The 23,374-nt window shown below is 69.9% G+C and carries 24 protein-coding genes; 12 read left to right on the top strand and 12 right to left on the bottom strand.

Annotation, left to right across the window (positions count from 1 at the left end; all coding sequences use genetic code 11):
* Positions 1-76 precede the first annotated feature (76 nt).
* Together KVY00_RS09910 and KVY00_RS09905 are read left to right on the top strand one after the other, a co-directional pair.
* Positions 77-586 (top strand): ArsR/SmtB family transcription factor, encoded by a 510-nt coding sequence (locus KVY00_RS09910; RefSeq protein ID WP_255572587.1) that lies wholly within the window; start codon positions 77-79, stop codon positions 584-586.
* 2 nt (positions 587-588) lie between these two features.
* On the top strand, positions 589-1,254 hold the full coding sequence (locus tag KVY00_RS09905; RefSeq protein WP_223042807.1) for an SRPBCC domain-containing protein: 666 nt from the start codon (positions 589-591) through the stop codon (positions 1,252-1,254).
* A gap of 139 nt (positions 1,255-1,393) precedes the next feature.
* Here the strand turns inward: KVY00_RS09905 and ppgK are convergent, their stop codons facing one another.
* The 3 genes from ppgK to KVY00_RS09890 form a co-directional block, all read right to left on the bottom strand.
* Positions 1,394-2,128, bottom strand: a complete 735-nt coding sequence (ppgK, locus tag KVY00_RS09900) for a polyphosphate--glucose phosphotransferase (protein ID WP_223042806.1) — start codon at positions 2,126-2,128, stop codon at positions 1,394-1,396.
* Positions 2,125-3,540, bottom strand: coding sequence for a sugar porter family MFS transporter (locus KVY00_RS09895; protein ID WP_223042805.1), 1,416 nt, complete (start codon positions 3,538-3,540; stop codon positions 2,125-2,127). Before KVY00_RS09895 ends, ppgK begins: the two co-directional genes overlap by 4 nt.
* A gap of 130 nt (positions 3,541-3,670) precedes the next feature.
* Positions 3,671-5,665 carry a M13 family metallopeptidase gene (locus tag KVY00_RS09890; RefSeq protein WP_223042804.1) on the bottom strand — a complete coding sequence of 665 codons (1,995 nt, stop codon included), beginning with the start codon at positions 5,663-5,665 and terminating at the stop codon, positions 3,671-3,673.
* Positions 5,666-5,908: 243 nt separating this feature from the next.
* Between KVY00_RS09890 and KVY00_RS09885 the strand changes: the two genes are divergently transcribed.
* From KVY00_RS09885 to nucS, 3 genes are all read left to right on the top strand, one after another.
* Positions 5,909-7,234, top strand: a complete 1,326-nt coding sequence (locus tag KVY00_RS09885) for an MATE family efflux transporter (RefSeq protein WP_223042803.1) — start codon at positions 5,909-5,911, stop codon at positions 7,232-7,234.
* A 65-nt stretch (positions 7,235-7,299) separates the two neighbouring features.
* Positions 7,300-8,688, top strand: a complete 1,389-nt coding sequence (locus tag KVY00_RS09880; RefSeq protein ID WP_223042802.1) for an MFS transporter — start codon at positions 7,300-7,302, stop codon at positions 8,686-8,688.
* Between the two features lie 59 nt (positions 8,689-8,747).
* Positions 8,748-9,440 carry an endonuclease NucS gene (nucS, locus tag KVY00_RS09875; RefSeq protein WP_223042801.1) on the top strand — a complete coding sequence of 231 codons (693 nt, stop codon included), beginning with the start codon at positions 8,748-8,750 and terminating at the stop codon, positions 9,438-9,440.
* Positions 9,441-9,731: 291 nt separating this feature from the next.
* Here the strand turns inward: nucS and KVY00_RS09870 are convergent, their stop codons facing one another.
* Positions 9,732-10,436, bottom strand: a complete 705-nt coding sequence (locus tag KVY00_RS09870; protein ID WP_223042800.1) for a TetR/AcrR family transcriptional regulator — start codon at positions 10,434-10,436, stop codon at positions 9,732-9,734.
* Positions 10,437-10,530: 94 nt separating this feature from the next.
* Here KVY00_RS09870 and KVY00_RS09865 point away from each other — a divergent pair, with 94 nt between their 5' ends.
* The 5 genes from KVY00_RS09865 to KVY00_RS09845 all read left to right on the top strand — a co-directional run bounded on the left by KVY00_RS09865 (position 10,531) and on the right by KVY00_RS09845 (position 13,843).
* Positions 10,531-10,881 carry a CHY zinc finger protein gene (locus tag KVY00_RS09865; protein WP_223042799.1) on the top strand — a complete coding sequence of 117 codons (351 nt, stop codon included), beginning with the start codon at positions 10,531-10,533 and terminating at the stop codon, positions 10,879-10,881.
* A complete protein-coding gene (locus KVY00_RS09860) occupies positions 10,878-11,672 on the top strand; it encodes a biotin transporter BioY (RefSeq protein WP_223042798.1) in 795 nt (264 codons plus the stop codon). The genes KVY00_RS09865 and KVY00_RS09860 overlap by 4 nt, the downstream gene beginning before the upstream one ends.
* Positions 11,673-11,699: 27 nt before the next feature.
* Entirely contained in the window at positions 11,700-12,479 is a 780-nt protein-coding gene (locus KVY00_RS09855; protein ID WP_223042797.1) for an energy-coupling factor ABC transporter ATP-binding protein, read from the top strand.
* Positions 12,476-13,153 (top strand): energy-coupling factor transporter transmembrane component T family protein, encoded by a 678-nt coding sequence (locus KVY00_RS09850; protein WP_223042796.1) that lies wholly within the window; start codon positions 12,476-12,478, stop codon positions 13,151-13,153. The genes KVY00_RS09855 and KVY00_RS09850 overlap by 4 nt, the downstream gene beginning before the upstream one ends.
* 156 nt (positions 13,154-13,309) lie before the next feature.
* Positions 13,310-13,843 carry an SseB family protein gene (locus tag KVY00_RS09845; protein ID WP_223042795.1) on the top strand — a complete coding sequence of 178 codons (534 nt, stop codon included), beginning with the start codon at positions 13,310-13,312 and terminating at the stop codon, positions 13,841-13,843.
* 63 nt (positions 13,844-13,906) lie between these two features.
* On the opposite strand, the gene KVY00_RS09840 is transcribed toward KVY00_RS09845, so the two are convergent.
* The 3 genes from KVY00_RS09840 to KVY00_RS09830 all read right to left on the bottom strand — a co-directional run bounded on the left by KVY00_RS09840 (position 13,907) and on the right by KVY00_RS09830 (position 16,481).
* Complete coding sequence (locus KVY00_RS09840) at positions 13,907-14,479, bottom strand: HdeD family acid-resistance protein (RefSeq protein WP_223042794.1); 573 nt, start codon at positions 14,477-14,479, stop codon at positions 13,907-13,909.
* A 155-nt stretch (positions 14,480-14,634) separates the two neighbouring features.
* The gene (locus KVY00_RS09835) at positions 14,635-15,315 is read right to left on the bottom strand and encodes an NUDIX hydrolase (protein ID WP_223042793.1); all 681 of its coding nucleotides are present in this window, start codon (positions 15,313-15,315) and stop codon (positions 14,635-14,637) included.
* Positions 15,312-16,481, bottom strand: a complete 1,170-nt coding sequence (locus KVY00_RS09830) for a hypothetical protein (RefSeq protein ID WP_223042792.1) — start codon at positions 16,479-16,481, stop codon at positions 15,312-15,314. Before KVY00_RS09830 ends, KVY00_RS09835 begins: the two co-directional genes overlap by 4 nt.
* Positions 16,482-16,571: 90 nt before the next feature.
* On the opposite strand from KVY00_RS09830, the gene KVY00_RS09825 reads away from it, so the two are divergent.
* Complete coding sequence (locus tag KVY00_RS09825; protein ID WP_223042791.1) at positions 16,572-16,862, top strand: cupin domain-containing protein; 291 nt, start codon at positions 16,572-16,574, stop codon at positions 16,860-16,862.
* Positions 16,859-17,323, top strand: a complete 465-nt coding sequence (locus tag KVY00_RS09820) for a GNAT family N-acetyltransferase (protein WP_223042790.1) — start codon at positions 16,859-16,861, stop codon at positions 17,321-17,323. The genes KVY00_RS09825 and KVY00_RS09820 overlap by 4 nt, the downstream gene beginning before the upstream one ends.
* A 164-nt stretch (positions 17,324-17,487) precedes the next feature.
* On the opposite strand, the gene KVY00_RS09815 is transcribed toward KVY00_RS09820, so the two are convergent.
* The 5 genes from KVY00_RS09815 to KVY00_RS09795 are packed head-to-tail and all read right to left on the bottom strand — an operon-like array spanning position 17,488 to position 23,372.
* A complete protein-coding gene (locus tag KVY00_RS09815) occupies positions 17,488-18,645 on the bottom strand; it encodes a glycerate kinase (RefSeq protein ID WP_255572586.1) in 1,158 nt (385 codons plus the stop codon).
* Positions 18,646-18,664: 19 nt separating this feature from the next.
* Complete coding sequence (locus KVY00_RS09810; RefSeq protein ID WP_223042789.1) at positions 18,665-19,750, bottom strand: alcohol dehydrogenase catalytic domain-containing protein; 1,086 nt, start codon at positions 19,748-19,750, stop codon at positions 18,665-18,667.
* Positions 19,747-20,784, bottom strand: coding sequence for an aldo/keto reductase (locus tag KVY00_RS09805; protein ID WP_223042788.1), 1,038 nt, complete (start codon positions 20,782-20,784; stop codon positions 19,747-19,749). The genes KVY00_RS09810 and KVY00_RS09805 overlap by 4 nt, the downstream gene beginning before the upstream one ends.
* Before the next feature lie 55 nt (positions 20,785-20,839).
* The gene (locus KVY00_RS09800; RefSeq protein WP_223042787.1) at positions 20,840-21,838 is read right to left on the bottom strand and encodes an ABC transporter permease; all 999 of its coding nucleotides are present in this window, start codon (positions 21,836-21,838) and stop codon (positions 20,840-20,842) included.
* Positions 21,839-21,848: 10 nt separating this feature from the next.
* Positions 21,849-23,372, bottom strand: a complete 1,524-nt coding sequence (locus KVY00_RS09795) for a sugar ABC transporter ATP-binding protein (protein WP_223042786.1) — start codon at positions 23,370-23,372, stop codon at positions 21,849-21,851.
* Positions 23,373-23,374: the final 2 nt, after the last annotated feature.

Below are 23,374 nucleotides of genomic sequence, written 5' to 3'. Positions count from 1 at the left end.
AACGACGAACGACGAACGACGAACGGCAGCGAAATTTAGACTTGACTTATATAAGTCGAGAGTGAAGAATCGGGGCATGCACGCGCTCGACATTCTCGGAGACCCCGTCCGCCGGAGGATCCTCGAACTCATCGCCGACGGCGAGGCGAGCGCGGGCGGCATCGCGGCGGTCATCTCGCGTGAGTTCGGGATCAGCCAGCCCGCGGTATCGCAGCACCTCCGCGTGCTGCGGGAGCACGGCTTCGCCTCCGTGCGTGCGGAAGGCACCCGCCGTCTCTACGCGGTCGATCCGCAGGGGCTGCAGCAGGCGAGCGAGTGGCTGACGCCGTTCGAACGCTTCTGGCGGGGCCCGTTCGCCGCGCTCAGCACCGAGCTCGCGCGTGGCAAGCGGGAGCGGCGACTCTCCGCCGAGCGCGCCGCTGCGAGCCCTCCCCCGCGCGGCGACGCCGCGGCACGCACCGCGGGCCCCTCGCATGACGACCGCGCTGACAGTCGCAACGGCACTAGCGCCGACAGCGGCAACGAGAGCAACAGCAGCAGCAAAGACAGCTACGACGACAACGGCAACAACGACAGTAAGGAATGATCATGGTCGACGTACATGCGCAGATCGAGGCGGTCAGCCGCACTCTCCGCGACGAAGAGATCGACGGCGAACCCGCACGCGTGCAGGCCCTCGCCCAGGAGTACCCGGCCGGTATCGCCGACGTGTGGGACGCCGCGACCAGCCCGGAGCGGATCGCCCGCTGGTTCATGCCGATCACCGGCGACCTGCGCGTCGGCGGGCGCTATCAGCTGCAGGGCAACGCGGGCGGCGAGGTGCTGGAATGCACGCCTCCGCACGACGGCCGCGCCGAGTACCGCATCACGTGGGAGTTCGGCGGCGGCGTCACGTGGGTCACCGTGCGGCTGACCGAGCAGGGGGCCGAGCGCACCCGCTTCGAGCTCGAGCACGTCGCGAAGACCGCCGACGTGCCGACGGAGATGTGGGACACCTTCGGTCCAGGCGCCACAGGCGTGGGCTGGGACGGCGGCCTGCTGGGTCTCTCACTGCACCTGGGCGCCGTGGAGGGCTCCCTGTCGCCCGCGGAGGCCGAGGCCTGGGCGTTCACCGACGAGGGACGCGCCTTCTACCGCGCGGCCGCCGACGGCTGGGGTGCGGCGCACGTCGCAGCCGGTGCGGATCCCGAGGTCGCCGCGCGCGGCGCGGACGCGACCTACGGCTTCTACACCGGCCAGGGAGCCGGGCAGTAGTAACCCGCACCCTCCCGATCCAGAGGCCGGTGCAGACCTCCGGCACGGATGCAGACCTCTCGCACGGTTATGGAGGTCTGCGCCCGCGGCGGAGGTCTGCACCGGCGGGCCCGACTGAGGTCGGAACCGCGCCCGAGGCCTACTCGACGCTGTGCAGCGCGGCGCCCACGATCCCGGAGTTCTGACGGAAGTGCGCCGGGATCACCGGCGCGCGCACCGAGATCAACGGCAGGAACCGATCGGCCTTCCGGCTGATCCCGCCGCCCACGATGAAGAGGTCCGGCGAGAACAGCGCCTCGACATGCGAGAAGTAGCGCTGCAGACGCGCGCCCCACTCCTCGTAGCTGAGCCCCTCACGCTTGCGAGCAGCGGCCGAGGTGCGCGACTCGACGTTCGGCCCGTCGAGTTCCAGGTGCCCGAGCTCGGTGTTCGGCACGAGACGGCCGTCGATGAAGAGCGCGGATCCGATCCCGGTCCCCAGCGTCAGCATCATCACGACGCCCGCCCTACCTCGCCCCGCGCCCAGCCGCATCTCGGCGAGCCCGGCGGCGTCGGCGTCGTTGAGCGATCGCACAGGAACGCCGAGGCGCTCGGCGAGCCGCGATTCAAGGTTCTCGCCCAGCCACTCGTCGTCGATGTTCGCCGCGGAGCCGACGACGCCGCCCTTCACAATGCCGGGGAAGGCGCAGCCGACGGGCGCCTCCCAACCGGTCGCGGTGACGACGGCGGCGGCGGTGTCGAGCACTCCCGCGACGGTCGCCGGCTGCGGGGTGTCGAAGCGCACCCGCTCGCTCAGCAACTCGCCGGTGCCGAGATCGACGATGCCCCCCTTGATGCCGGTGCCGCCGATGTCCAATCCGAATGCCGTGCTCACTCCATCGCCTCCAGTTCACGACCGCGGGTCTCCCTGATGAACTTCCACACGAAGAAGAGGGAGAGCACTGCCATCGTCGCATACAGGCCGTAGGCCAGGCCGAGACCGGCCTGCGCGAGCGACGGGAAGGTGAGCGATACGACGAAGTTCGCGACCCACTGAGCGGCCGCCGCCACCGAGATCGCGTAGGCGCGGATGCGGTTGTTGAACATCTCGCCGAGCAGCACCCACACGACCGGCCCCCAGCTCATGCCGAAGAACACCACGTAGAGGTTCGCAGCCAGCACCGCGACCACTCCGGCCGTATCCGAGAGGATCGGCTGCACCGCCCCGCCGACCGTCTCGGTCGGCGCGGTGCCGAAGATGAACGCCATCGTGCCGAGCGTGAGCGCCATGCCGATGGAGCCGATCATGAGCAGCGGTTTGCGGCCGATCCTGTCGACGAGCAGGATCGCGATCACCGTGGTCGCGATGTTGACGACCGCGGTGATCACTCCCGTCAGCAGCGCGTCGGATTCGTCGAAGCCCACCGCCTGCCACAGCATCGTCGAGTAGTAGAAGATCACATTGATGCCGACCAGCTGCTGCAGGGCGCAGAGCACGATCCCGATCCACACGATCGGCGCGAGCCCGAAGCGCGGCCCGCGGATCACCGAGATCGACTGCGTCGCCTCGAAGTCCAGCGTCGACCGGATCGCGCGGATCGTCTCGGTCGGCGTGCCGCCGACGTAGTGCGCGAGGATCCGCTCGGCCTCCTCCTCCCGCCCCTTGCTCACCAGGAACCGCGGGGACTCCGGGATCAGATAGGCCAGCACGCCGTACACGACGGCGGGCAGGCACTCCGCCATGAACATCCATCGCCAGGCCTCGAGCCCGAACCAGAGAACCTCGCCCGCGCCGCCGGCCGCCTGAGCCAGCGCGTAGTTGCTGAGCAGCGAGACGAAGATGCCGATCACGATCGCGAGCTGCTGCAGCGAGCCCAGACGCCCGCGCACCCTCGCGGGCGACACCTCGGCGATGTAGGCGGGAGCGATGACGCTCGCGGCGCCCACCCCGAAACCGCCGATGAAGCGGAAGGCCGTGAGCGACCAGATCTCCCAGGCGAGCCCGCTGCCGAGCGCCGACACGAAGAAGATGACCGCTGCGACCTGCATCACCCTGATGCGGCCGAACCGGGCCGCGATCGGCCCCGCGAACCAGGCTCCGATGGCGCAGGCGATCAGTGCGCTCGCGACCGAGAAGCCCAGCAGCACGGATCCCGCGCCGCTCCACTCGCCGACGGCGCCGACCGCCCCGTTGATCACCGCGGTGTCGAAGCCGAAGAGGAATCCGCCCATCGCCGCCGCAGCGGCGATCATGATCACCCGCGTGACCGGAGGGACGGGGACCGTGCCCGTGACCGTGCCTGCCATATATCAACACCACCCTGTGTCGAGGGATCGATGCCCGGACGCACCGTTGCGCCCGCGCGTGCTCAGAGTCTCCTCCGCTCCCGCGCGCCAGTCAACTTCGGGCGCGCGAGAGCGGGCTGCGTCGCAGCCGCTACCAGATCGAGACGCGCTGCTCGGGATCGAGCCAGAGCCCGTCACCCGGCTGCGTGCCGAAGGCCTCGTGGAACGGGGCGAGATTGCGCACGATCTGGTTGCAGCGGAACTCGTTGGGCGAGTGAGGGTCGATGGTGAGCAGGCGCACCGTCTCCTCGGGCCGCGACTTCTGCTGCCAGGCCTGCGCCCAGGCCAGGAAGAAGCGCTCGGCTCCCGTCAGCCCGTCGACGACGGGCGGCTCCGCACCGTCGAGCGAGCGCAGGTACGCCTTCCACGCGATCTCGAGACCCGACAGGTCGCCGATGTTCTCGCCGATCGTCAGCTCGCCGTTGACCGTCTGGCCGTCGGCGCCCTCGGGCGAGAGCCCGTTGTACTGACCGATGAGCGCGCCGGTCAGCTGCTCGAACGCCGCGCGATCCGCCTCCGTCCACCAGTCGGTCAGCCGCCCGTCGCCGTCGTAGCGCGAGCCCTGGTCGTCGAAGCCGTGGCCGATCTCGTGCCCGATCACCGCGCCGATCGCACCGAAGTTGGTCGCTGCATCCCACGACGCGTCGAAGAACGGCGGCTGCAGGATCGCGGCGGGGAACACGATCTCGTTGAAGCCGGGGTTGTAGTAGGCGTTGACCGTCTGCGGCGTCATGAACCACTCATCGCGGTCGATGGGCTTGCCGACCTTGCCCAGCTCGCGCGCGAACTCGAACTCGGAGACGCGGCGCGAGTTGCCGAGCAGGTCGCCCGCGTCGACGGCGAGCGCGGAGTAGTCGCGCCACTTCACCGGGTACCCGATCTTGGGGGTGAACCGGTCGAGCTTGTCGAGGGCGCGCTGACGGGTCTCGGGGCCCATCCACTCGAGCCTCTCGATGGACTCGCGGTAGGCCTCGATGAGGTGCCCCACCAGCTCGTCCATGGCCGCCTTCGAGTTCTCGTCGAAGTGCTGCTCGACATAGAGGCGCCCCACGGCCTCGCCCATCGCGCCCTCCACGAACGAGACGCCGCGGCGCCAGCGCTCGCGCTGCTCGGGCGCGCCCGTGAGCGCGGTGCCGTAGAAGTCGAAGTTCGCCCGCGAGATCTGCTGCGAGAGCAGGGCCGCCGATCCTCGCACGATCGTCCACAGCAGCCAGGCGCGCCACGCCTCGAGCTCATCCTCGACGAGCAGCTCGGCGAGCCCCGCGAGCGCCTCGGGCTGCGCCGCCACGACCTCGGCGAACGCCGCCTCCGGCGCCCCCATCGCGGCGAGGTACGCGTTCCAGTCGAGCCGCGGGGTGATCTCCTGCAGGCCCTCGAAGGTGCGCAGGTTGTAGAGCTTCTGGATGTCGCGGCTCGCGACCTTGTCCCAGTGAGACGCGGCGATGCGGCGCTCGAGGTCGTAGGCGAGCCCCGCGAGCCGCTCGGCCTCCGCGCCCTCGGCGACCTCCGCGAGCTCGAGCATGCGGGCGATGTGGGCGCGGTACTGGTCGCGGATCTCGGCGAACTGGTCCTCGCGGTAGTACGACTCGTCGGGCAGGCCGAGACCGCCCTGCATCACGAAGACGATGTAGCGCGAGGGATCGCCGGGGTCGTTGTCGACGAACATGCTGTAGAAGCCGCCGACGCCCTGCCGCTCGAGCTCGGCGACGAGGGCGATCAGCTCGGGGATCGAAGCGACCGCTCGGGCGCGGGCGACGTCGCCCTCGATGGGGGCCGCGCCGAGGCGGTCAGCCCGCTCGGTGTCCATGAAGCTCGCGTAGAGCGCGGCGACCTTGTCGGCCTCGCGATCCGCGCCGCCCTCGATCAGCCCCGGCGCGGGAGCCTCGGTGGTCGTGATGATGTCGCGCACCGCCTCCTCCGCGTTCTCGGCGAGCACCGCGAACGAGCCGTAGCGCGCCTTATCCGACGGGATCTCGGTGCGCTCGATCCATTTGCCGTTGACGTGGCGGAAGAGGTCGTCCTGCGGTCTCACCGCAGGATCGAGTTCGGCGAGGTCGATACCGGAGGTGTGCGCAGCATTGGTCATGGGAACAGCCTAGAGCGTGTCGCTCCCGCGATCCTGGAGCGCAGGCCCAGCGCCGCAATTCCGCCTTCGAGCACCCCGAATCGGCGAAAACGGGGTGCTCTACGGTAGATCGGTGCGCGAGGGGCGGGAGTGGGGAGCGGGCGAGGGGCGGACGGGACGGTGCGCGAGGGTCGGGGCGCGGGGCGCGCCGCGCAAAGGGCAGCAAGCCACGCCTGAGCCTGCCCGAACCGATACCTTGGAGCGATGAGCGAAAGCAGCAGGCGCATCGACCGCAGCATCGCGCACCTCGCCGTACCCGCGCTCGGCGCGCTCATCGCGGAGCCGCTCTTCATCGTGGTCGACTCCGCGCTCATCGGGCACCTCGGCGCCGCTCCCCTGGCGGGCCTCGCGGTCGCCGCGGCGATCCTGCAGACCGCGGTCGGCCTCATGATCTTCCTCGCCTACTCCACGACGCCGCTGGTGGCGCGGCGACGCGGGGCCGGCGACCTGCGTGGCGCGGTGCAGGCGGGCATCGACGGCCTGTGGCTCGCGCTCGGCATCGGGATCGCGGTGGGCGCGGTGCTGTGGCTCGCGAGCGATCCGCTCGTCGCACTGTTCCACGTGGAACACGACACCGCCCAGCAGGCACTCGCCTACCTCACGATCTCCTGCCTCGGCATCCCGGCCATGCTCGTCGTCTTCGCCGCGAGCGGCCTGCTGCGCGGCCTGCAGGACACGAAGACGCCTCTCGCGGTCGCCACCGTCGGCTTCGCCGCGAACGCACTGCTCAACTGGTGGTTCATCTACGGTCTCGGCTTCGGCATCGCGGGCAGCGCCTGGGGAACGGTGGTGGCGCAGTGGGGCATGGTCGCGGTCTACGTGGCCGTCATCACCCGGCACGCTCGCCGCGCGGGAGCGGGATTCCTGCCGCATCGCGACGGCCTCGCCCACGCGGGCCGCAGCGGCGGCTGGCTCTTCATCCGCACCGTCGGGCTGCGGGCCGCGCTGCTCGTCACGGTCTTCGCGGCGACCAGCCACGGCACGACCGCCACGGCCGGCTATCAGGTGGTGTTCACCATCTTCTCCACGGCCGCGTTCGCCCTCGACGCGCTCGCCATCGCGGCGCAGGCGCTCATCGGCGATGCTCTGGGGGCGCGCGACGCCCCGCGCGCCCGGCTCGTCGTGCGGCGCACCCTCTTCTGGGGCGTGGCGTGCGGCGCGGTGATCGGGGTGCTGCTCGCGGTCGCGAGCTCCGTCGTGGGGCGCATCTTCACGAGCGACGAGCAGGTGCTCGCGATCCTGCCTCCCGCTCTGCTGGTGCTCGGGATCTCGCTGCCCCTCGGCGGCTTCGTCTTCGTGCTCGACGGTGTGCTCATGGGCGCGGGCGACGCGCGCTACCTCGCCTGGACGAGCCTCGTGAACCTCGCCGTGTACCTGCCCGCGCTGTGGCTGCTCACGACGCTCGTGCCGAGCGGCACGGCCGCGCTGGTCGCACTCACGGCCGGATTCACGCTCGTGTTCATGCTGGCGCGGGCGGCGACGCTCGGGATCAGGGCGCGCGGCGACCGCTGGGTGCGCCTCGGGGCCTGATCCGCCCCCGATCCCGCCTCGTGCGGGGGTCGCGCCCGCTTCGGTGCGCCTCGTAGACTCGAGGGGTGACAGCTTCGGTGCCCTTCGAACGGGCCGCGGTGGTGCGCTGGGTGCGCACGATCCCCGTCGTCTTCCTCGTGGTGGGTCTGGGTTTCGGCACCTGGCTGAGCCGCCTGCCGGCCGTGCGCGATCACCTCGGCGCCTCCGCCGTCGAGATGAGCATCTACGGCCTGTGCCTCGCCGTCGGCAGCCTCGCGGGGCTCATGCTGTCGGGGCGGGTGGTGCAGCGCTTCGGGCCGCGTCGCACGCTCCTCTGCGGAACCGTCGCGACCACGATCCTGCTGCCGAGCGCCGCCGCGATCATCCTGAGCGGCGCGATCCCGGTGGGGCTCGCGGTGCTCTTCGCGTACGGCTTCGCCTTCAGCATCTGCGATGTCGCCATGAACGTCAGCGGCGCCAACGCGGAGGCGGCGTTCGGGCGGCCCCGCATGCCGCTCATGCACGCGGGCTACAGCCTGGGTGCGGTCGCCGCGACCGGGATCGGCGGGCTCGCCGAGGCGCTCGGCGTGCCCGTGCCCGTGCACTTCGCCGCGGTGATGATCGTGAGCGCCGCGGTGCTGCTCTCCCTGCTGCGCTATCTGCCTCGCGACGAGGCGACGGCGCGGGCCACGGCCGAGGGCGCCGGCGACCCGGGATCCGCCTCCTCGGCACAGCGCCTCCCCGGGCCTGAGGAGCGGTATCCCGTCACGGGCTCGATCCCGATCATCGAGTCCGCCGCCGGGCAGCAACCGGCGTTCACCCCGGTGACCGGGTCCATTCCGATCCAGTGGTCCGACGACGGCGCCCCGCGCGAGTCGTCGTCGAAGGCCCCCGGATCCGGATCCGGATCCGCCCGCCCCTACAGCCCATGGCGCGACCCGCGCATCTTCCTCATCGGCCTGATCACGCTCTCGTTCGGCCTCTTCGAGGGCACTCCGAGCGACTGGCTGCCGCTCGCCCTCGTCGACGGCAGAGATTTCAGCAACCAGCTGGGCTCCACGATGCTGAGCGTGTTCTTCGCCGCGGTCATGGCGGTGAGGATCGCCGGATCGTGGCTCATCACCCGCTTCGGGCGGGTCGGCGTGCTGCGGGTGTCGGCCGTGATCGCGGCGGTGGGAATCGTGATGACGATCCTCGTGCCCGGCACCGCGGGGGCCGTCATCGGCGTGCTCGCCTGGGGTGTCGGCACCAGCCTCGGCTGGCCGATCGCGATCTCGGCGGCTGCCGACCGCGCCGAGACCGCGGCTCGAGACGTGGCCGCGGTGTCGGCGCTCGGGTACGGCTCGATGCTCGTGGGGCCGATGGCGTTCGGCTTCCTCGGCGAGCACATCGGGCTGCTCGTCGCGTTCTGGGCGCTGCTGCCGTTCGCGGTGTACGTGCTGTTCGCCGCGTCGGCCGCGCGGTCGCGCCGCTGATCCGCGGTCGCCCGAGATGCCCGACCCCGCTCCCCGCCGGAGCGGCTAAACTACCGCGAGTGCGAATCGTTGTTGCAGACTGCTCCGTCGACTATGCAGGGCGGCTCTCGGCCCACCTGCCCCGGGCCAAGCGCGTGCTCATGCTCAAGAACGACGGCTCGATCCTCGTGCACAGCGACGGCGGCTCGTACAAGCCGCTCAACTGGATGAGCCCGCCCTGCACGCTCGCCACGCTTGAACTCGACGAGGATCAGCGCGAGGCCGGCATCGTCGAGGCCTGGCAGGTCACCCACAAGAAGACCGCCGACAAGCTCGTCGTGTCGGTGTTCGAGGTGTTCCACGACTCGTCGCACGACCTCGGCGTCGATCCGGGGCTCATCAAGGACGGCGTCGAGGCGCACCTGCAGGAGCTGCTCGCCGACCAGATCGAACTCGTCGGCGAGGGCCACACGCTCGTGCGCCGCGAGTACATGACCGCGATCGGCCCGGTCGACATCCTCGCCCGCGACGCCTCGGGCGCGTCGGTGGCGATCGAGATCAAGCGGCGCGGCGGCATCGACGGTGTCGAGCAGCTCACCCGCTACCTCGAGCTCATGAACCGCGACCCGAAGCTCGCCCCGGTGCACGGCGTCTTCGCGGCGCAGGAGATCAAGCCGCAGGCCCGCACGCTCGCCGAGGACCGCGGGATCCGCTGCCTCGTGCTCGACTACGACGCGATGCGCGGCATGGAGGACAAGAACACGCTCTTCTGACGCGGCAGGTGGCGGCCCGACGCGGCCTGCCTCTCCCCACCCCACCGCGTCCGCGCGTCCTGCGCTGGCTCTCCCGGCCCCGCCTGCCTCGCATTCGCCCGTCCTGCGCCGGCCAGCCCCTCCAGGCCCCGGCCAGCCCTGCCCCGCGCCGCCCAGCCCGGCCGCACCCCGCCGCACCCTGCTCGAGTGGCGGATTTCGCATGAGAGGCGCGGACCCAGCATGCGAAATCCGCCTCTCGGCGCTATATGCATGCGGCGAACGCTGCTGTCTCGCTTGCCTGCGAGCGCCGCTCAGCGAGGGGCGTCCAAGCCCCGCAGGATGATGTCGAGACCGCGACCGAACGAGGCGTCCAGGTCGAGGTCGGGATCCGGGGCCTCTTCCGCACCCCGCCCGGGCAGCGCGGCGGGATCGACCAGCGCCCCGAACGCCGCGGCCTGACGGTGGGTCTGCGTCGATTGCGCGTGCCCGAAGGTGTAGAGCAGGAGCGTGCGCGCGCCGTCGGCTCCGACGAGGGCGCCGAGGCTGCGCTCGATCCCCGAGGCTCCGAGCCTGAAGGCCGCAGCGGTCGCCACGACGTCGGCCCCGTCGCGCACGGCGAGCATGGCGTCGCGCAACGAGACGCAGAAGGACCGTGGATCGGCGTCGGGACCACCGGCAGGAGCTCCGGCAGCGGCGGCGCCGCCTCCCGCCTCGACCGGCGCAGTAACCTCTGCCCGCGCGGCGGTCTCGTCCGGCACAGCAGCCTCTGCCCGCGCGACATCCTCGACCCGCGAAACAGCCCCGGCCCGCGCGGCAGTCTGCTCCCGCGCCACCGGCGCCACGATCTCGTCGGCCATGAGCGCGAGCAGCGTCTGCTTGTCGGGCACGTGGTGGTAGAGCGCGCTCGGCTGCACGCCGAGCTCGGCGGCGACGCGGCGCATCGAGCAGCCCTCGAGCCCCTGGGCGTCGAGCACGCGCAGCCCGGCGGCGACCACATCGGCGAGGGTGTTGCGCATCGGGCCAGTCTAGCGCTAACCTGAACACCGTTCACCAGAACACTGTTCAGGTGACCGAGAATCACCGACCGCACTGATCGCCCAGGAGACATGAATGACCACGCCCACGCACACATCGGCACCCCGTGTGCTCGGTCGCGTGGTCGATGCCGAGACCCGGTGCGCGCACTATCACGGCCCGCTCGACGTCGTCGCGCTGCAGTTCAAGTGCTGCGAGGAGTTCTACCCCTGCTTCGCGTGCCACGAGGAAACCGCGGGGCATCCGACCGAACGCTGGAGCGCCGCCGACGGCAACCGCCGCGCTGTGCTCTGCGGGGTCTGCCGCACCGCGATGCGCATCGACGACTACCTGCGGGCCGAGGCCTGCCCCTCATGCTCCGCCCCGTTCAATCCGGGCTGCCGCCTCCATCGCCACCACTACTTCGACCTCACGGAGACATCATGACCGACCACTCCCGCGCCGACTCCGCTGCGGCCGACCCGACCATCCCGAAGAACGCGACCGCATCTACTGGCCTCCCGGCGGCCGCCTCCCCGACGGCCGCGATAGCCCCGACGGCCGCGACAGCCCCGACCGATCCGGCCGCCTCAACCGGCCCGGCCGCCACGACAGGCTCGACCCCCGCGACCACCGCAGCGACCGCCCCCGACCCCCGCCCCCGCTCGAGGCAGCGCCGCAACCCCGCGACCGACCTCGCCCTCATCGCCACCTTCGCGGCGCTCATCGCCGTGTGCGCGATCCTGCCCGCGATCTCGCTCGGCCCCGTGCCCTTCACGCTGCAGACCTTCGCGATCGTGCTGACCGGCGCGGTGCTCGGCGCGCGGCGCGGTTTCTTCGCGGCGCTGCTCTATCTCGCGGTCGGGGCGATCGGTCTCCCCGTATTCGCGGGAGGCAGCGCGGGGCTCGCCCCGTTCGCGGGCCCGACCATGGGCTACCTCGTCTCCTTCCCGTTCGCCGCTGCGGCGGCGGGCTTCATCGCGTCGCGGATCCCGCGCAGGGGCGCCGTGGCGACCACGCTGGCGCTCCTCCTCGCGACCGTCGTCGGGGTCGCGGTCAATCATGTGCTCGGGATCGCGGGGCTCGCCTGGCGCGGCGGCATGTCCGTAGGCCAGGCCGCGATCGTGGACGTCGCGTTCCTGCCGCTCGACCTCGTCAAGGCCCTGCTCGCCGCGATCGTCGCGACCGCGGTGCACCGCGCCTTCCCCGCGCTGCTGCCCGTGCGCGTGCGACGCTGAGCCCGCCGACACGCGTAGGATCTCCGAGTGATCGAACTCCGCAGCGCAGCCGTCGTCGCCCCCTCCCCCGAGGGTGAGGCGACGATCCTGCAGCCAACCTCGCTCGTGCTGCGCGAGCGGCGCGTCTCGATCGTCGGAGGCAACGGATCCGGCAAGTCGACCCTCGCCCGGTTGCTCAACGGGCTGATCGAGCCCACCTCGGGCGAGGTGCTGATCGCACCGGGATCCAGCACCTCCAGCACCTCCAGCACCTCCAGCACCTCCGGCACCTCCGACACCTCCGGCGCCCCGGACGCCGACACCGCGACACCCCCGCTCGACACCCGCCGCGACGGCCCCGCCGTGCGACGCGCCGTCGGGTTCGTCTTCACCGACCCCTCGGCGCAGCTCATCATGCCCACGGCCGTCGAAGATGTGGCGCTCTCCCTGCGCCGCACCCACCGCGGCAAGCGCGAGCGCACAGCCGCGGCGCTCGCCGTGCTCGAGCGGTTCGGGATCGCGCACCTCGCCGAGCGCAGCGTGCACACCCTGTCCGGGGGGCAGAAGCAGCTGCTCGCGATCGCGGCGGTGCTGGCGACCGACCCGGCGATCCTCGTCGCCGACGAGCCCACGACCCTGCTCGACCTGCGCAACAGCCGCCTCATCGGCGAACTGCTCATGTCGCTGCCGCAGCAGGTGGTGGTCGTCACCCACGACCTCGACCTCGCGCAGCGCGCCGACCGCACGCTCGTCATCTCGGACGGGCGGGTCGTCTTCGACGGCGCACCGGCCGAGGCCGTCGCGCACTACCGGGCGAGCATCGCATGAGCGGCTGGTCGCCGCTCGGCGCCTACCTGCCCGGGCGCGGGCCGCTGCACCGATTGCCGCCGGGGGCGAAGCTGCTGGGACTCGTCTGCTTCGCGGTCGCGGTGACCTGGACGCGCGGCGTGCCGATCACCGCGGTATGGCTCGGGATCGCCGTCGCGCTCGCCGTCCTCTCCGGTCTGCGCGGACGGCACCTGTGGCGCGTCGCCCGGGGGTTCGCGTTCATCGCGATCCCGCTGTTCCTCTTCGCGTCGGTGAACGAGGTCTCGACCGCGACATCGGAGCCCTTCACAACCGTGCTGAGCTCACCCGACTGGCTGCTGCAGGGCTGGCCGCGCGGCTTCGAGGTGGTCGGCGATCTGCTCGCCCTGATCCTCGCCGCGAGCGCCGTGACCGCGAGCACGGCGGTCGCCGACATGCTCGACACCATCGCTCGGGCGCTCGAGCCGCTTCGCCCGCTGCGGGTGGACCCGGATCGCGTCGCACTCGCGTTCTCGCTCGTCATCACCGCGATCCCGAACATCCTCGGCATCGCCCAGGAGACCCGCGCGGCAGCCCAGGCCCGCGGTCTCGAGCGCAGCGTACGCGCGCTGCTCGTACCGTTCGCGCTGCGCACCGTCGCGCACGCGCAGTCGACGGGCGAGGCGCTCGCGGCTCGGGGCGTCGGCGAGGAGTGAGGATCGCGGCACAGCCTCCCGTGGTCTCTGAACGTCCTCGTCGTGATTCGGGGTCACTTTCGTGCGTGTCGCGCGAGACGACACGCACGAAAGTGACCCCGGACCGAGGGGAACCGCCGATGAGGGGCGGCGGAAAGCCGCCGGTAGGGTGGAGGCATGGCCGAGAACCCGCAGCAGCCCGCACCAGACGCCGACGCAAACCCAGATGCAAACGCAAACGGGACGGCGGAAGCGGCGGAGGCTCTGATCCCTGACGAGGTGCACCCCGACTACGCGAACGAGGCCGTGCGCGGCGCGCTGCGGGCGCTGCAGGAGCAGCCCGATTACGAGCACCTCGCGACGTTCCTGAACTCGCTGCGCGAGGGCTATCTCGTGGCCGACGTGACGGGCACCTCATCGAAGAAGAAGGGCCCGCGGGTGCGCACCATCCGCTCGACCAAGGGCCAGCTGGTGCTCCCGCTCTTCACCTCGATGGCCGAGCTGCGCGCGGTCGCCCCGGCGGAACGCCGGAGCGAGATCAAGGGCGCCATCATGCCGGCACGGGAGGCGCTCGCGCTCATCGGCACCGACCGCTTCGTCGCGGCGGAGTTCGACAAGGCGGGTGCGTCGCTCGTCGTGCTCCGCAAGTACATCGCGCTGGCGAGCGGCGATGACCCGGTCACCGCCGCTCAGCTCGAGCAGATGCGCTGACGCGCGGGCGGGCGGCGGCCACCCGCGCACGGCGCCGCCCGGTAACCGCCCGCGCTGTACCCCCTACGCCGCGGAGCCGATCTTGAACGCGCGCACCACCTGCACGATGCCCATCGCCAGCATGGAGATCCCGAGCAGCAGCCACAGCGTGACCGCGCCGAGCAGCGGCGAGAACACGAGCGTCAGGCCGGCGAGCACGCTGATGATGCCGTAGATGACGGTCCAGGCCTTGTTGCCGCTCTGACCCACCACGGTGAACGCCATGACGCCCTCGAGCAGCCACAGCACACCGACGGTGACCGAGAGGAAGACGGCGAGCACCGCGGCAGCGGCGCCCAGGTTCACCATCATCACGATGCCGCCGATGACGTACAGCACACCGAGCAGGATGTGGCCGGTGCGCGCCCAGCCCCCGAGTGCTCGGCTGAAGATCGAGGATCCGATGTAGACCACGCCGACCACCAGCGCATAGGCGGCCATCACCGCCGCGATGATCTGCATGGCGACGGCGCCGGTCTTTCCGGGGAAGAAGATGATGAGCAGGCCGAGCACGATCGCGATGAGCCCGCCCACGCCGAAAGCGGTGCGGACGCCGTCGCCGGCGCGGTGGAGCAGCTTGGTTTCGGGCGAAGTCATGGGAACTCCTTACAGTCAGTAGTGCGCCACGATGAGGCGCATACCCTCATCATGGCGCATTTCACGTCTCTTCGAGGTGGAATCGGGGGCGCTTACGGCGTCTCCGGAGCGCTGAAGGCGCCGCAGGCGCCCCGGTTCGGGGACGGAGTCCGCCATCACGACCGGGTCGGGATGGCGGGGAGGAGCCACAGCAGGAGGGCCGACAGGGAGTGCGCATCGGCGACCGCGCCCGAGCGGATCATCCCGACGACCTCGTCGCGGCTGAACCAGCGCGACTCCTCCACCTCGCCGTCCACGTCGCCCGGTTCGCGCGAGGCATCGATCTCGCACAGCACGGCGCAGACCCGCTGCGGGAACACCGTGGAGTCGACCACGTAGCCGCCCAGCAGCTCGGAGCGGGCAGCGGTGAAGCCCGTCTCCTCGGCGAGCTCGCGCAGGCCGGCGCGCAGACCCGCGTCGCCGACGGGATCGGATGCGGGATCGGAGACAGGATCGGCGGGGCGATGAGGATCCGGACCCGAACCGCGAACCGGATCGGGATCGGCGGGGCGATCCCGATCCACCGCGTCCTCGGGCTCCCCCGACCCGCGAGGCAGCTCCCACAGCTCCTGCCCCACGGCGTAGCGGAGGCTGCGCACGAGCAGCACCTCTGGCGTGTCCTCGCGCTCCCCCGATCGCACCGCGACGACCACGGCGCCCGGCCGGCCATCGGCGACGACCAGGCGGTGGTGCAGATACGGTCGTCCGCGGGAGTCCTGGCGGGGGGCTGCCTCCAGGCGCACCGGCAGCCCATCCCGGGCCTCGTAGACCGGCGCGAACCCGACTCCATCGTTCATGACGCGATTCCTCTCCGATGCAGGATGAGCTCCGCCCGCGGATCGGGCACGAGCAGGCCCGCGAGCGCGAGCAGCGAGTCGAAGGGCACGGTCGTCACGATGACGCCGGCGAACACGATCCAGGTGAGCGGGTTCTCGAGCGCGACCGCCTCGAACCCCGGCACCGCGAGCACGACCGCGACCGCCGCCACGAGGAGCCGCAGCACGGAATCGCGCAGCACCCCTCTGCGGGTGCGCGCCGACGCGATCTGCGTCGCCTGGTAGGCGAGATCCCGCATCGACGCCCAGCTCGACCTGCGCCGCAACCGCTCGCGCTGCTTCGACGTGGTATCCCAGGCGAGGGCGATGCTCGCGGGGTTCGCCTCCCGGGCCCACTCGAGCAGACGCCTGGGGAGGCGGATCCGCCGATCGCTCCTGCGGACGGAATGCTGCAGCGGGCCGGCGGCCTCGAAACTCAACCAGTCGGCCCCGGCCTGGTCGGCGATCGCCCGGAGATACCTCGCGTTCCACCACGCGCGCAGGCGATCCTGATCCCGGGGATGCAAACCGGCCTTCTCGATGATCTCGAACGCCTCGCTGCGCCTCACGACGTTGCGCAGCGATGAGGCGAGCGCCGCGGCCTGTGTCGTCTGTGCTGCCTGCCCAGCCTGCCCGGACTGCGCCGCCTCGCCGCCCGCGGAGAGCGGCGGCAGCTCCCCGAACGCGGGCATGGTGAATCCCGGCGGCTGCTGCTCGTATCGGATGAGCCCGCGATCCACGGACCCCAGCCAATCCTCCCAGCGGGCCTCGACCGCGGAGGGCACCGCCTCGCCACGGTTCACACCGATGAGGGACCACGCGAAGCCGGCGTTGCGCCTGCGGAACTCCAGCCCGGCCGCGAGCGTCTCAGCGGGCCCGGTGACGGTGAGCGGGAACCTCCCGTCCCCGGCGCCCAGCTCGCGCAGCACACCCTCGGGGCCAAGCCTCATGAAGTACTCGCCGTCGAGCAGCATCGCATCGGTCACGAGCACGGTCTCGGCGACGAGCCGGCCGATGCGCAGCATCCCCGTGAGGTCGGCGGTGGCCGCCTCCGCCCCGTTCTCGGCATAACGTGCGGCCTGAGCGACGGAGTCGAACTCGGCGATGAGAATGCGCGTCGGCAGCCCGCCCATCGATCGATCGCTCATCCGCCCACACTAGCCGCGCCCGCGGCCGAGCTGCCACCTATGCTGGGAGGGGAGGCGCCGATCGGGCCCCGTCACGCATCGAGGAGGATCATGAGCAGCGGATCGCACAGCGAAGTACAGCTCGAGAACGAGCACTTCCGCGTCACGAAGTGGACCATCGAACCGGGCGGGGCGATCCCGATGCACAGGCACGAGCACGAGTACGTAGTGGTGCCGCTCGTGACCGACACGATGCACGTCACGAACGCCGACGGCAGCGAGATCGTCGCCGAGCTGGTCACGGGCCGCAGCTACACGCGCCCGTCGGGGGCGGAGCACCGCATCGAGAACCGCGGTAGCGAGAGCGACGTGGTCTTCGTCGAGGTGGAGAAGCTGTCGTGAGCGGGGACGGCCGCGCGGTGGTCGTGCGTCCGGTCACCGAGGGTGATCGCGAGGCGTGGGCCGCGCTCTTCCGCGGGTACCGCGATTTCTACGAGAAGCCGCACGATCCCGCCGTGCTCGATACGGTGTGGGGCTGGCTGATGGATCCCTCGCACGAAACGCGCGGGCTCGTCGCCGAGGTCGACGGCAGGGTGGTCGGGATCGGGCACTTCCGCCGCTTCTCGCGGCCCGTGGTCGGCGAGCAGGGCCTCTACCTCGACGACCTCTTCACCGCGCCGGAGGCGCGCGGCACGGGAGCCGGATCCGCGATCCTGCACCGCCTCGCCGAGATCGCGCGCGACGAGGGAGTCTCCCTGGTGCGCTGGATCACCCACGAGAGCAACACGACCGCGCGCCGCCTCTATGACCGGCTCGCGCAGCAGACGCCCTGGGTCACCTACGACCTGGCGCCGGCGGAGTAGCCTGCCCACCCCCTGGGCCTGTCGAAGGGGCCGGATCCCCTGGCTTCGGATCTCACCCGTATTTCGGATCAGATCTCCGCGATCGATCCGAAATACGGGTGTGCTCCGAAACAGTGGCGGGAGGGGGTCCCTTCGACAGGATCAGGGGCAGGTTCGGCCTTGAGCTAGGCCACGAGCTCGGGAAGACGCGCTCCGATCATGCGCCCGACGCGCTCGAGCACGGGCACAGGGGCCTGTATGCATCGATCGACGCGGGGCTCGATCCCGACCAGCTCGAACACTTCGCGGAAGCCCGCCGCGAGCGCCCGCTCGCGCGGGAGGGCGCTGGATCCGCACACGACCACCACGGGGATGCCCTGCGCGCGGGCGGCGACGCCTGCCGGAGCCTTGCCGCTGAGGGTCTGCGTGTCGAGGCGCCCCTCTCCTGTGATGACGAGATCCGCGCCGGCAACGGCCCTGTCGAAGTGCAGCAGATCGAGCACGAGGTCGATGCCGGGGCGCATCTTGCCACCGAGCACCGCGAGCGCCGCGAACCCAAGCCCGCCCGCCGCGCCGGCGCCGGGGTGCTCGGTCCAGGCACCGGGAGCGGCGTCGAGCGAGCGCTCGACAAGCGCTCCGAAGCGTGCGAGACCGGCGTCGAGCTCGGCGATGCGCGCGGGCGGTACACCCTTCTGCGGGCCGTAGACGCCCGCGGCACCGTCGGGGCCGCACAGCGGGTTGGTGACGTCCGAGGCGATGAGGATCTCGGTGTCGCGCAGGCGCGGATCGAGTGCCGCGGTGTCGATGCTCGCGGCGAGCGCGGCACCGGATCCGCCCGGCCCCACCGGGGCACCAGTGGCATCGCGGATGCGCGCGCCGAGCGCTGCCAGCATGCCCGAACCGCCGTCGGAGGTGGCGCTGCCGCCGAGACCGAGCACGATGCGTTCGGCCCCCGCGTCGAGCGCAGCCGCGATCAGCTCACCGACGCCCGCGCTCGTCGCCGAGAGCGCATCGACGGAACGGGAGCGCAGCGCCTCGGGATCGACCAGTCGTAGCCCGCAGGCCTCCGCCGCTTCGATCACCGCGGTGCGCGCCTCGGAGCCGAAGGCGAAACGAGCCTCACGGCCCTCACCGTACGGACCGGTCACCGCGCAACGGCGCTCCTCGAAAGTCGAGGAGGCGAGCGCAGCGTCGACCGTCCCATCTCCCCCGTCCGCCACCGGCAGCTCTTCGACGACCGCCTCGGGCTGCTCCGAGAGAATGCCCCGCCCGAGCGCGGAGACCACCTCAGCGGCAGTCGCGGAACCCTTGAACTTGTCGCACGCGATCAGCACACGAGACATCGCTCCTCCTTCTCGCCCGTCACACTGCGACGACGATCTTCATGTGCTCCGCGGATGCGCGACGGAGCTCTTCAAGCCCCTCCGCTACGACGTCCTCGAGTCGGATGCGCTCGCTCACGAACGCCTCAACGGGGAACTCGTTTTCACGCAGCAGTTCGATTGCGGCCGCGTGGTCCCCTGCGTAGCAGATACTACCGAGCACGGAGATCTCCTTCACGATCAACGGCAACAGGTCGACCTCGACGGCCCGGCCGGAGATCGCCACATTGACGACGACGCCGCCTGGACGCACGGCTTGCAGGCAGCCCTGCAGCGTCGCTCCGGTACCGGCGCACTCGAAGGCCGCATGCGGCGAGATACCCCATTCCGTGAGCTTCTTCTCGAGGTCGTCCTGCTTCGGATCGAGCAGCCTGGTAGCACCGAACTTCAATGCGTTCTCCCGCCGCCCGGCCCCGGGCTCGACCACGACCACCTCGGAGGCTCCGGAAGCGCGCAGCACCCACACGACGAGCGCACCGATCGGGCCTGCCCCCATCACGAGGACCTGTTTACCGTGCACTCCTCCCTCGATCCGGCGCACGGCGTGGGTCGCGACGGCGAGCGGTTCAAGCGCCACTCCCACCTCGGCTGGAATGCTGCCGAGATCATAGACGAGCTGCTCATCGACCGCGATGTAGTCGGCGAGCCCGCCACCGCCGCCCTGCAGACCGATCGTGGCCGCGATCGGGCAGCAGTTGCGGCGTCCGTCGAGGCAGGGCCCGCATTCGCCGCAGGCCTGACGCGGTTCAACCGCTACTCGCTGACCCTTCGAGAACCGGGACACCTCCGAACCGACAGATTCGATGACACCCACCATCTCGTGCCCGAGAACCACCGGCGCCGTCTCGCCCGTCAACGGGTCAGGGACATCCGCGGTCGGGGCGAAGATGGGCCCTTCCGTATATTCGTGCAGATCGGTGCCGCAGATACCGCAGAGTTCGTTGCGGATCAGTACCTGATGCTTGCTAGGTACCGGCTTCTCGAGGCGCTCCACCCGGACATCGCCCGGCCCGTAGTAGCGCACCGCGCGCATGGTCTCTCGCATCGCCTCGGCTCCGACGCTCATGATGCGCTCCTCTCATCGCCGGGCAGCGGCGCATCCTCACGGATCAGCCCCTCTGCCTGCATTTCTTCCCAAAGCGCGCTCGGCACGGCCAGACTGGCGTACTCGGCCGTCTGGGCCTGCTGCTCCGGACGACGCGAACCGATGCAGACACTCGCCACTACCGGGTGCGCGGCGGCGAATTGCAGGGCCGCTGCCGCCAGGGGGATGTCATATCGCCGGCAGATCGTCTCCAAGCGGGCGGCACGATCCAGCACCTCCCGAGGTGCTGGCGAGTAGTTGAACTTCGCACCATCCCTGGGGCCGGTGGCGAGAATACCGGAGTTGTAGACACCGCCGAGGATCACGCTCGCACCGCGTTCTCTGCAGAGCGGGAACAGATCGTCGATCGGATCCTGCTCGAGAAGCGTGTAGCGTCCCGCAAGCAGCAACACATCGGAATCGGTGCGCTGCATGGCCTCCAAGAGCACATCGGATTCGTTCACACCGAATCCGATCGCCTGCACCACTCCCTCGTCACGCAATTTCTCAAGCGCCCTGAAGCCATCGGTGACGGCCTGTTCGAAGTAACCGCGCTGCGCCTCGGCGCCGTGGGTGTACGCGTCCACATCGTGCACGAGCACCATCTCGATGTGATCGGTCATGAGCCGTTGCATGGCATCTTCCGCAGAGCGCATGATGCCGTCGTAGCTGTAGTCGTAGGTCACCGACATGGGCGCGGGATCGACCCATAGCCCGGAGTCGAAGGTACCGCGAGCCGCGGGCTTCAGCACCCGCCCCACCTTCGTGAGCAGAGAATACGCATCTCGCGGCCGCTCGTACAAAGCGTGGCCGAGGCGGTACTCGCTCAGCCCGTGGCCGTAGAGTGCCGCAGTATCGAAGTATCGCACCCCCAGCCCCCACGCCTGGTCCACCATTGCGCGGGCTTCGGCATCTGTGAGTGGTTGCATGAAGTTGCCGATCAACGTGGCGCCGAAGCCGAGCGTCGTCACCTCGACCCCCGTGCGCCCTACCCGATTCTTGCTCGCAATATCCACTGCTTCGTCCTCCTCTGTGAAAACGTGTCTTGCGCGGGCACCAACGGCGCTTCGCTCACGCTATTGCTCGCCCTCGGGCCCGGTCCGCAGTGACGGCGATCGTCAGTATGACGATCACACCGTAGATAATGGGTTGCACTGACGACGGTACTCCGACGATATCGAGGCCCACCCGCAGCACCGTGATGATGAGCACGCCCACCAGGGTGCGACCGATCCCTCCGACGCCGCCCGATATGGCGTTGCCGCCGAGTAGCACGGCGGCGATGCTCGGTAGCAGCAGCGCATCGGCGGTGGTCGCGCCCGCGGAGCGCAGTTCCGCGATTTGCAGGGTCGCCGCGAGGCCGCTGAGCGCGCCGGACAGCGCGAACACCGATACGACGACGAGCGTCGTGCGGATACCAGAGAAGGCGGAAGCTCGCTCGTTGAACCCGACGGCGCGGATGCTGCGCCCGATCGGGAAGAGCGCGAAGCAGAGCATCATGAGGCCCGCGATGCAGACCAGCAGTAGGAACGAGATCGGAATACCGAAGTAGCGCCAGGTCATCCATTCGAGCACCTCGTAACCTGATGAGACATAGAGGGAATCGGCTCCTGAGAGCCAGAGCGAGAGCCCTGCGAACACTCCCATACCGCCGAGCGACACGACGAACGAGGGAACCTGCGCGATCATGTGGATGGTGCCGAGCAGCAGGCCGAGCAGGGCAGCCCCCAGCACCACGGCTATGACGCCGAACCAGCCGTAATCGGGCAATAGCAGAGCGAGGCATACACCTCCGAGCGACGCGAGTGCCGCGTTGGCCAGTGTGATCCTGCCGGTGAGCACGACCACGGCTTGGGCGAGCGCGAGAAGGCCGAGCACCGCTGTCTGATCGAGCAGCGAGGTCAGCGCCCGCGGCGATAGGAAACCAGGATCGTAGATCGCAACCACGCCGACCACCACGATCAAGGCCACGAATGGTGTAAGGCCCCGCTCGTGGAACCATTGGAAGTCGCGTTTCTGCCGCGCTGCTATCAGTTGCGCCGAGGTGCTCGGGGCCTGTTCTTCATTCAACCGGGTCACCCTAGATCATCCTCTCCAGAATCTCGGTGCGCTCGGGCATCGAGCCAGCGGAGCAGAGGAACTCCCCGCTTGTACGCCCATCTTTCAGAGTGACAACCCGATGCGCCATGTGCATTCCCTCCTCGAGAGTGTCGGCGATGAGTATCACCGAGAGCCCGTTCTCCGCGAGCTCGCGGATCAGTTTGTAGACATCCGATTTGGCTCCGACATCAAGGCCGCGGGTCGGTGTATCGAGAATGAGCACCCTCAGTTTCGGATCGAGCAGCCATTTGGCGAGCACTACCTTCTGCTGGTTACCACCCGACAGGTTGCGCATAGGAGTGAAACCCGAGGGTGTCTTAATGCGCAACTTGTCGATCCATTGCTGTACTGTCTTCGATCCGAGCAGCGGATCGAAGACACCCGCCCGCGCGACGCGCTCCGGGTGCGCCAGCACCATGTTGTCCTGCACCGACATGGGCAGCACGCAGCCGTCGGTCTTGCGGTCGGAGGGGATGTAGCCGATTCCCTTACCCACCAGATCCGCCGGCGAGCGGAGGCTCACACGCACGCCGTCGACCTCGACAGTGCCGCGAGAAGTCGGCAGACCCCCGAACAGCGCCTTTCCGATCTCTTCGCGGCCCGAATCCTGCACTCCCATGAGGGCGACGACCTCGCCGGAACGCATCTCAAGATCGATATCGCTGAAGCCCGCGCCCGAGAGCCCGGAAAGCTTCAGCCGCACATCATCCCGAGGTTCGACCCGCAGGTCCTCATGGTAGTAGCCCTGGGAGAGGTCCTCACCGACCAGCAGTTCGTAGAGCTCCTCCTCCTCGACCCGGCCGGGGATCCGCTCGCCCGCGACCTCACCGTCCCGCAGCACGTACACACGGTCGCAGACGCGCAGCACCTCCTCCATGCGGTGGCTCACGAAGATCACCGAGGCGCGCTGTCGCAGTCCGTCGATGATCTCGAACAGTTTCTCGATCTCCTGCGCCTCGAGCACCGAGGTCGGTTCGTCGAGCAGGATCACCGGCTCATGATCGGAGCCATCGGCACTGGCAATGGCCTTCGCGACCTCGACCATTTGCCGTTTCGCGAAGGGCAGGGCACTGGTGGGCTGATCGGCGCTGATGTCGGCACCAACCATGTCGATGTATTTCTGCGCCTCTCGCCTCAGAGCTCCCCACCGGTACACGCCCGCCGTGACGGTTGCTCCCTCGTGACCGAGCAGCACGTTCTCACCGACGCTGATATTGCTGATCAGCGACTGCTCTTGAAAGACCATGGCGATGCCGTGCTCATTCGCTCCGCGGATACCGTTCAGGGTGACCGCTTCGCCTCGCAGCGAGATCTCGCCTTCGCTCGGCTGCTCGAGACCGGTGAGGATCTTCAGCAACGTCGACTTGCCTGCGCCGTTCTCACCGATGAGGCCGAGCACCTCGTGCCGACGCAACTCGAGCGAGACATTCTTGAGGGCGACCGTGCCGCGGAAGCGCTTGGTCACGTTGTCGATCGCGAAGACGACTTCGTTCTTCTCAGACATTC

The organism is Leucobacter tenebrionis (assembly GCF_019884725.1).
GTDB lineage: Bacteria > Actinomycetota > Actinomycetes > Actinomycetales > Microbacteriaceae > Leucobacter > Leucobacter tenebrionis.
Note: the sequence above shows the minus strand (reverse complement) of the source record. Positions and strands in the feature narration are given on the sequence as shown.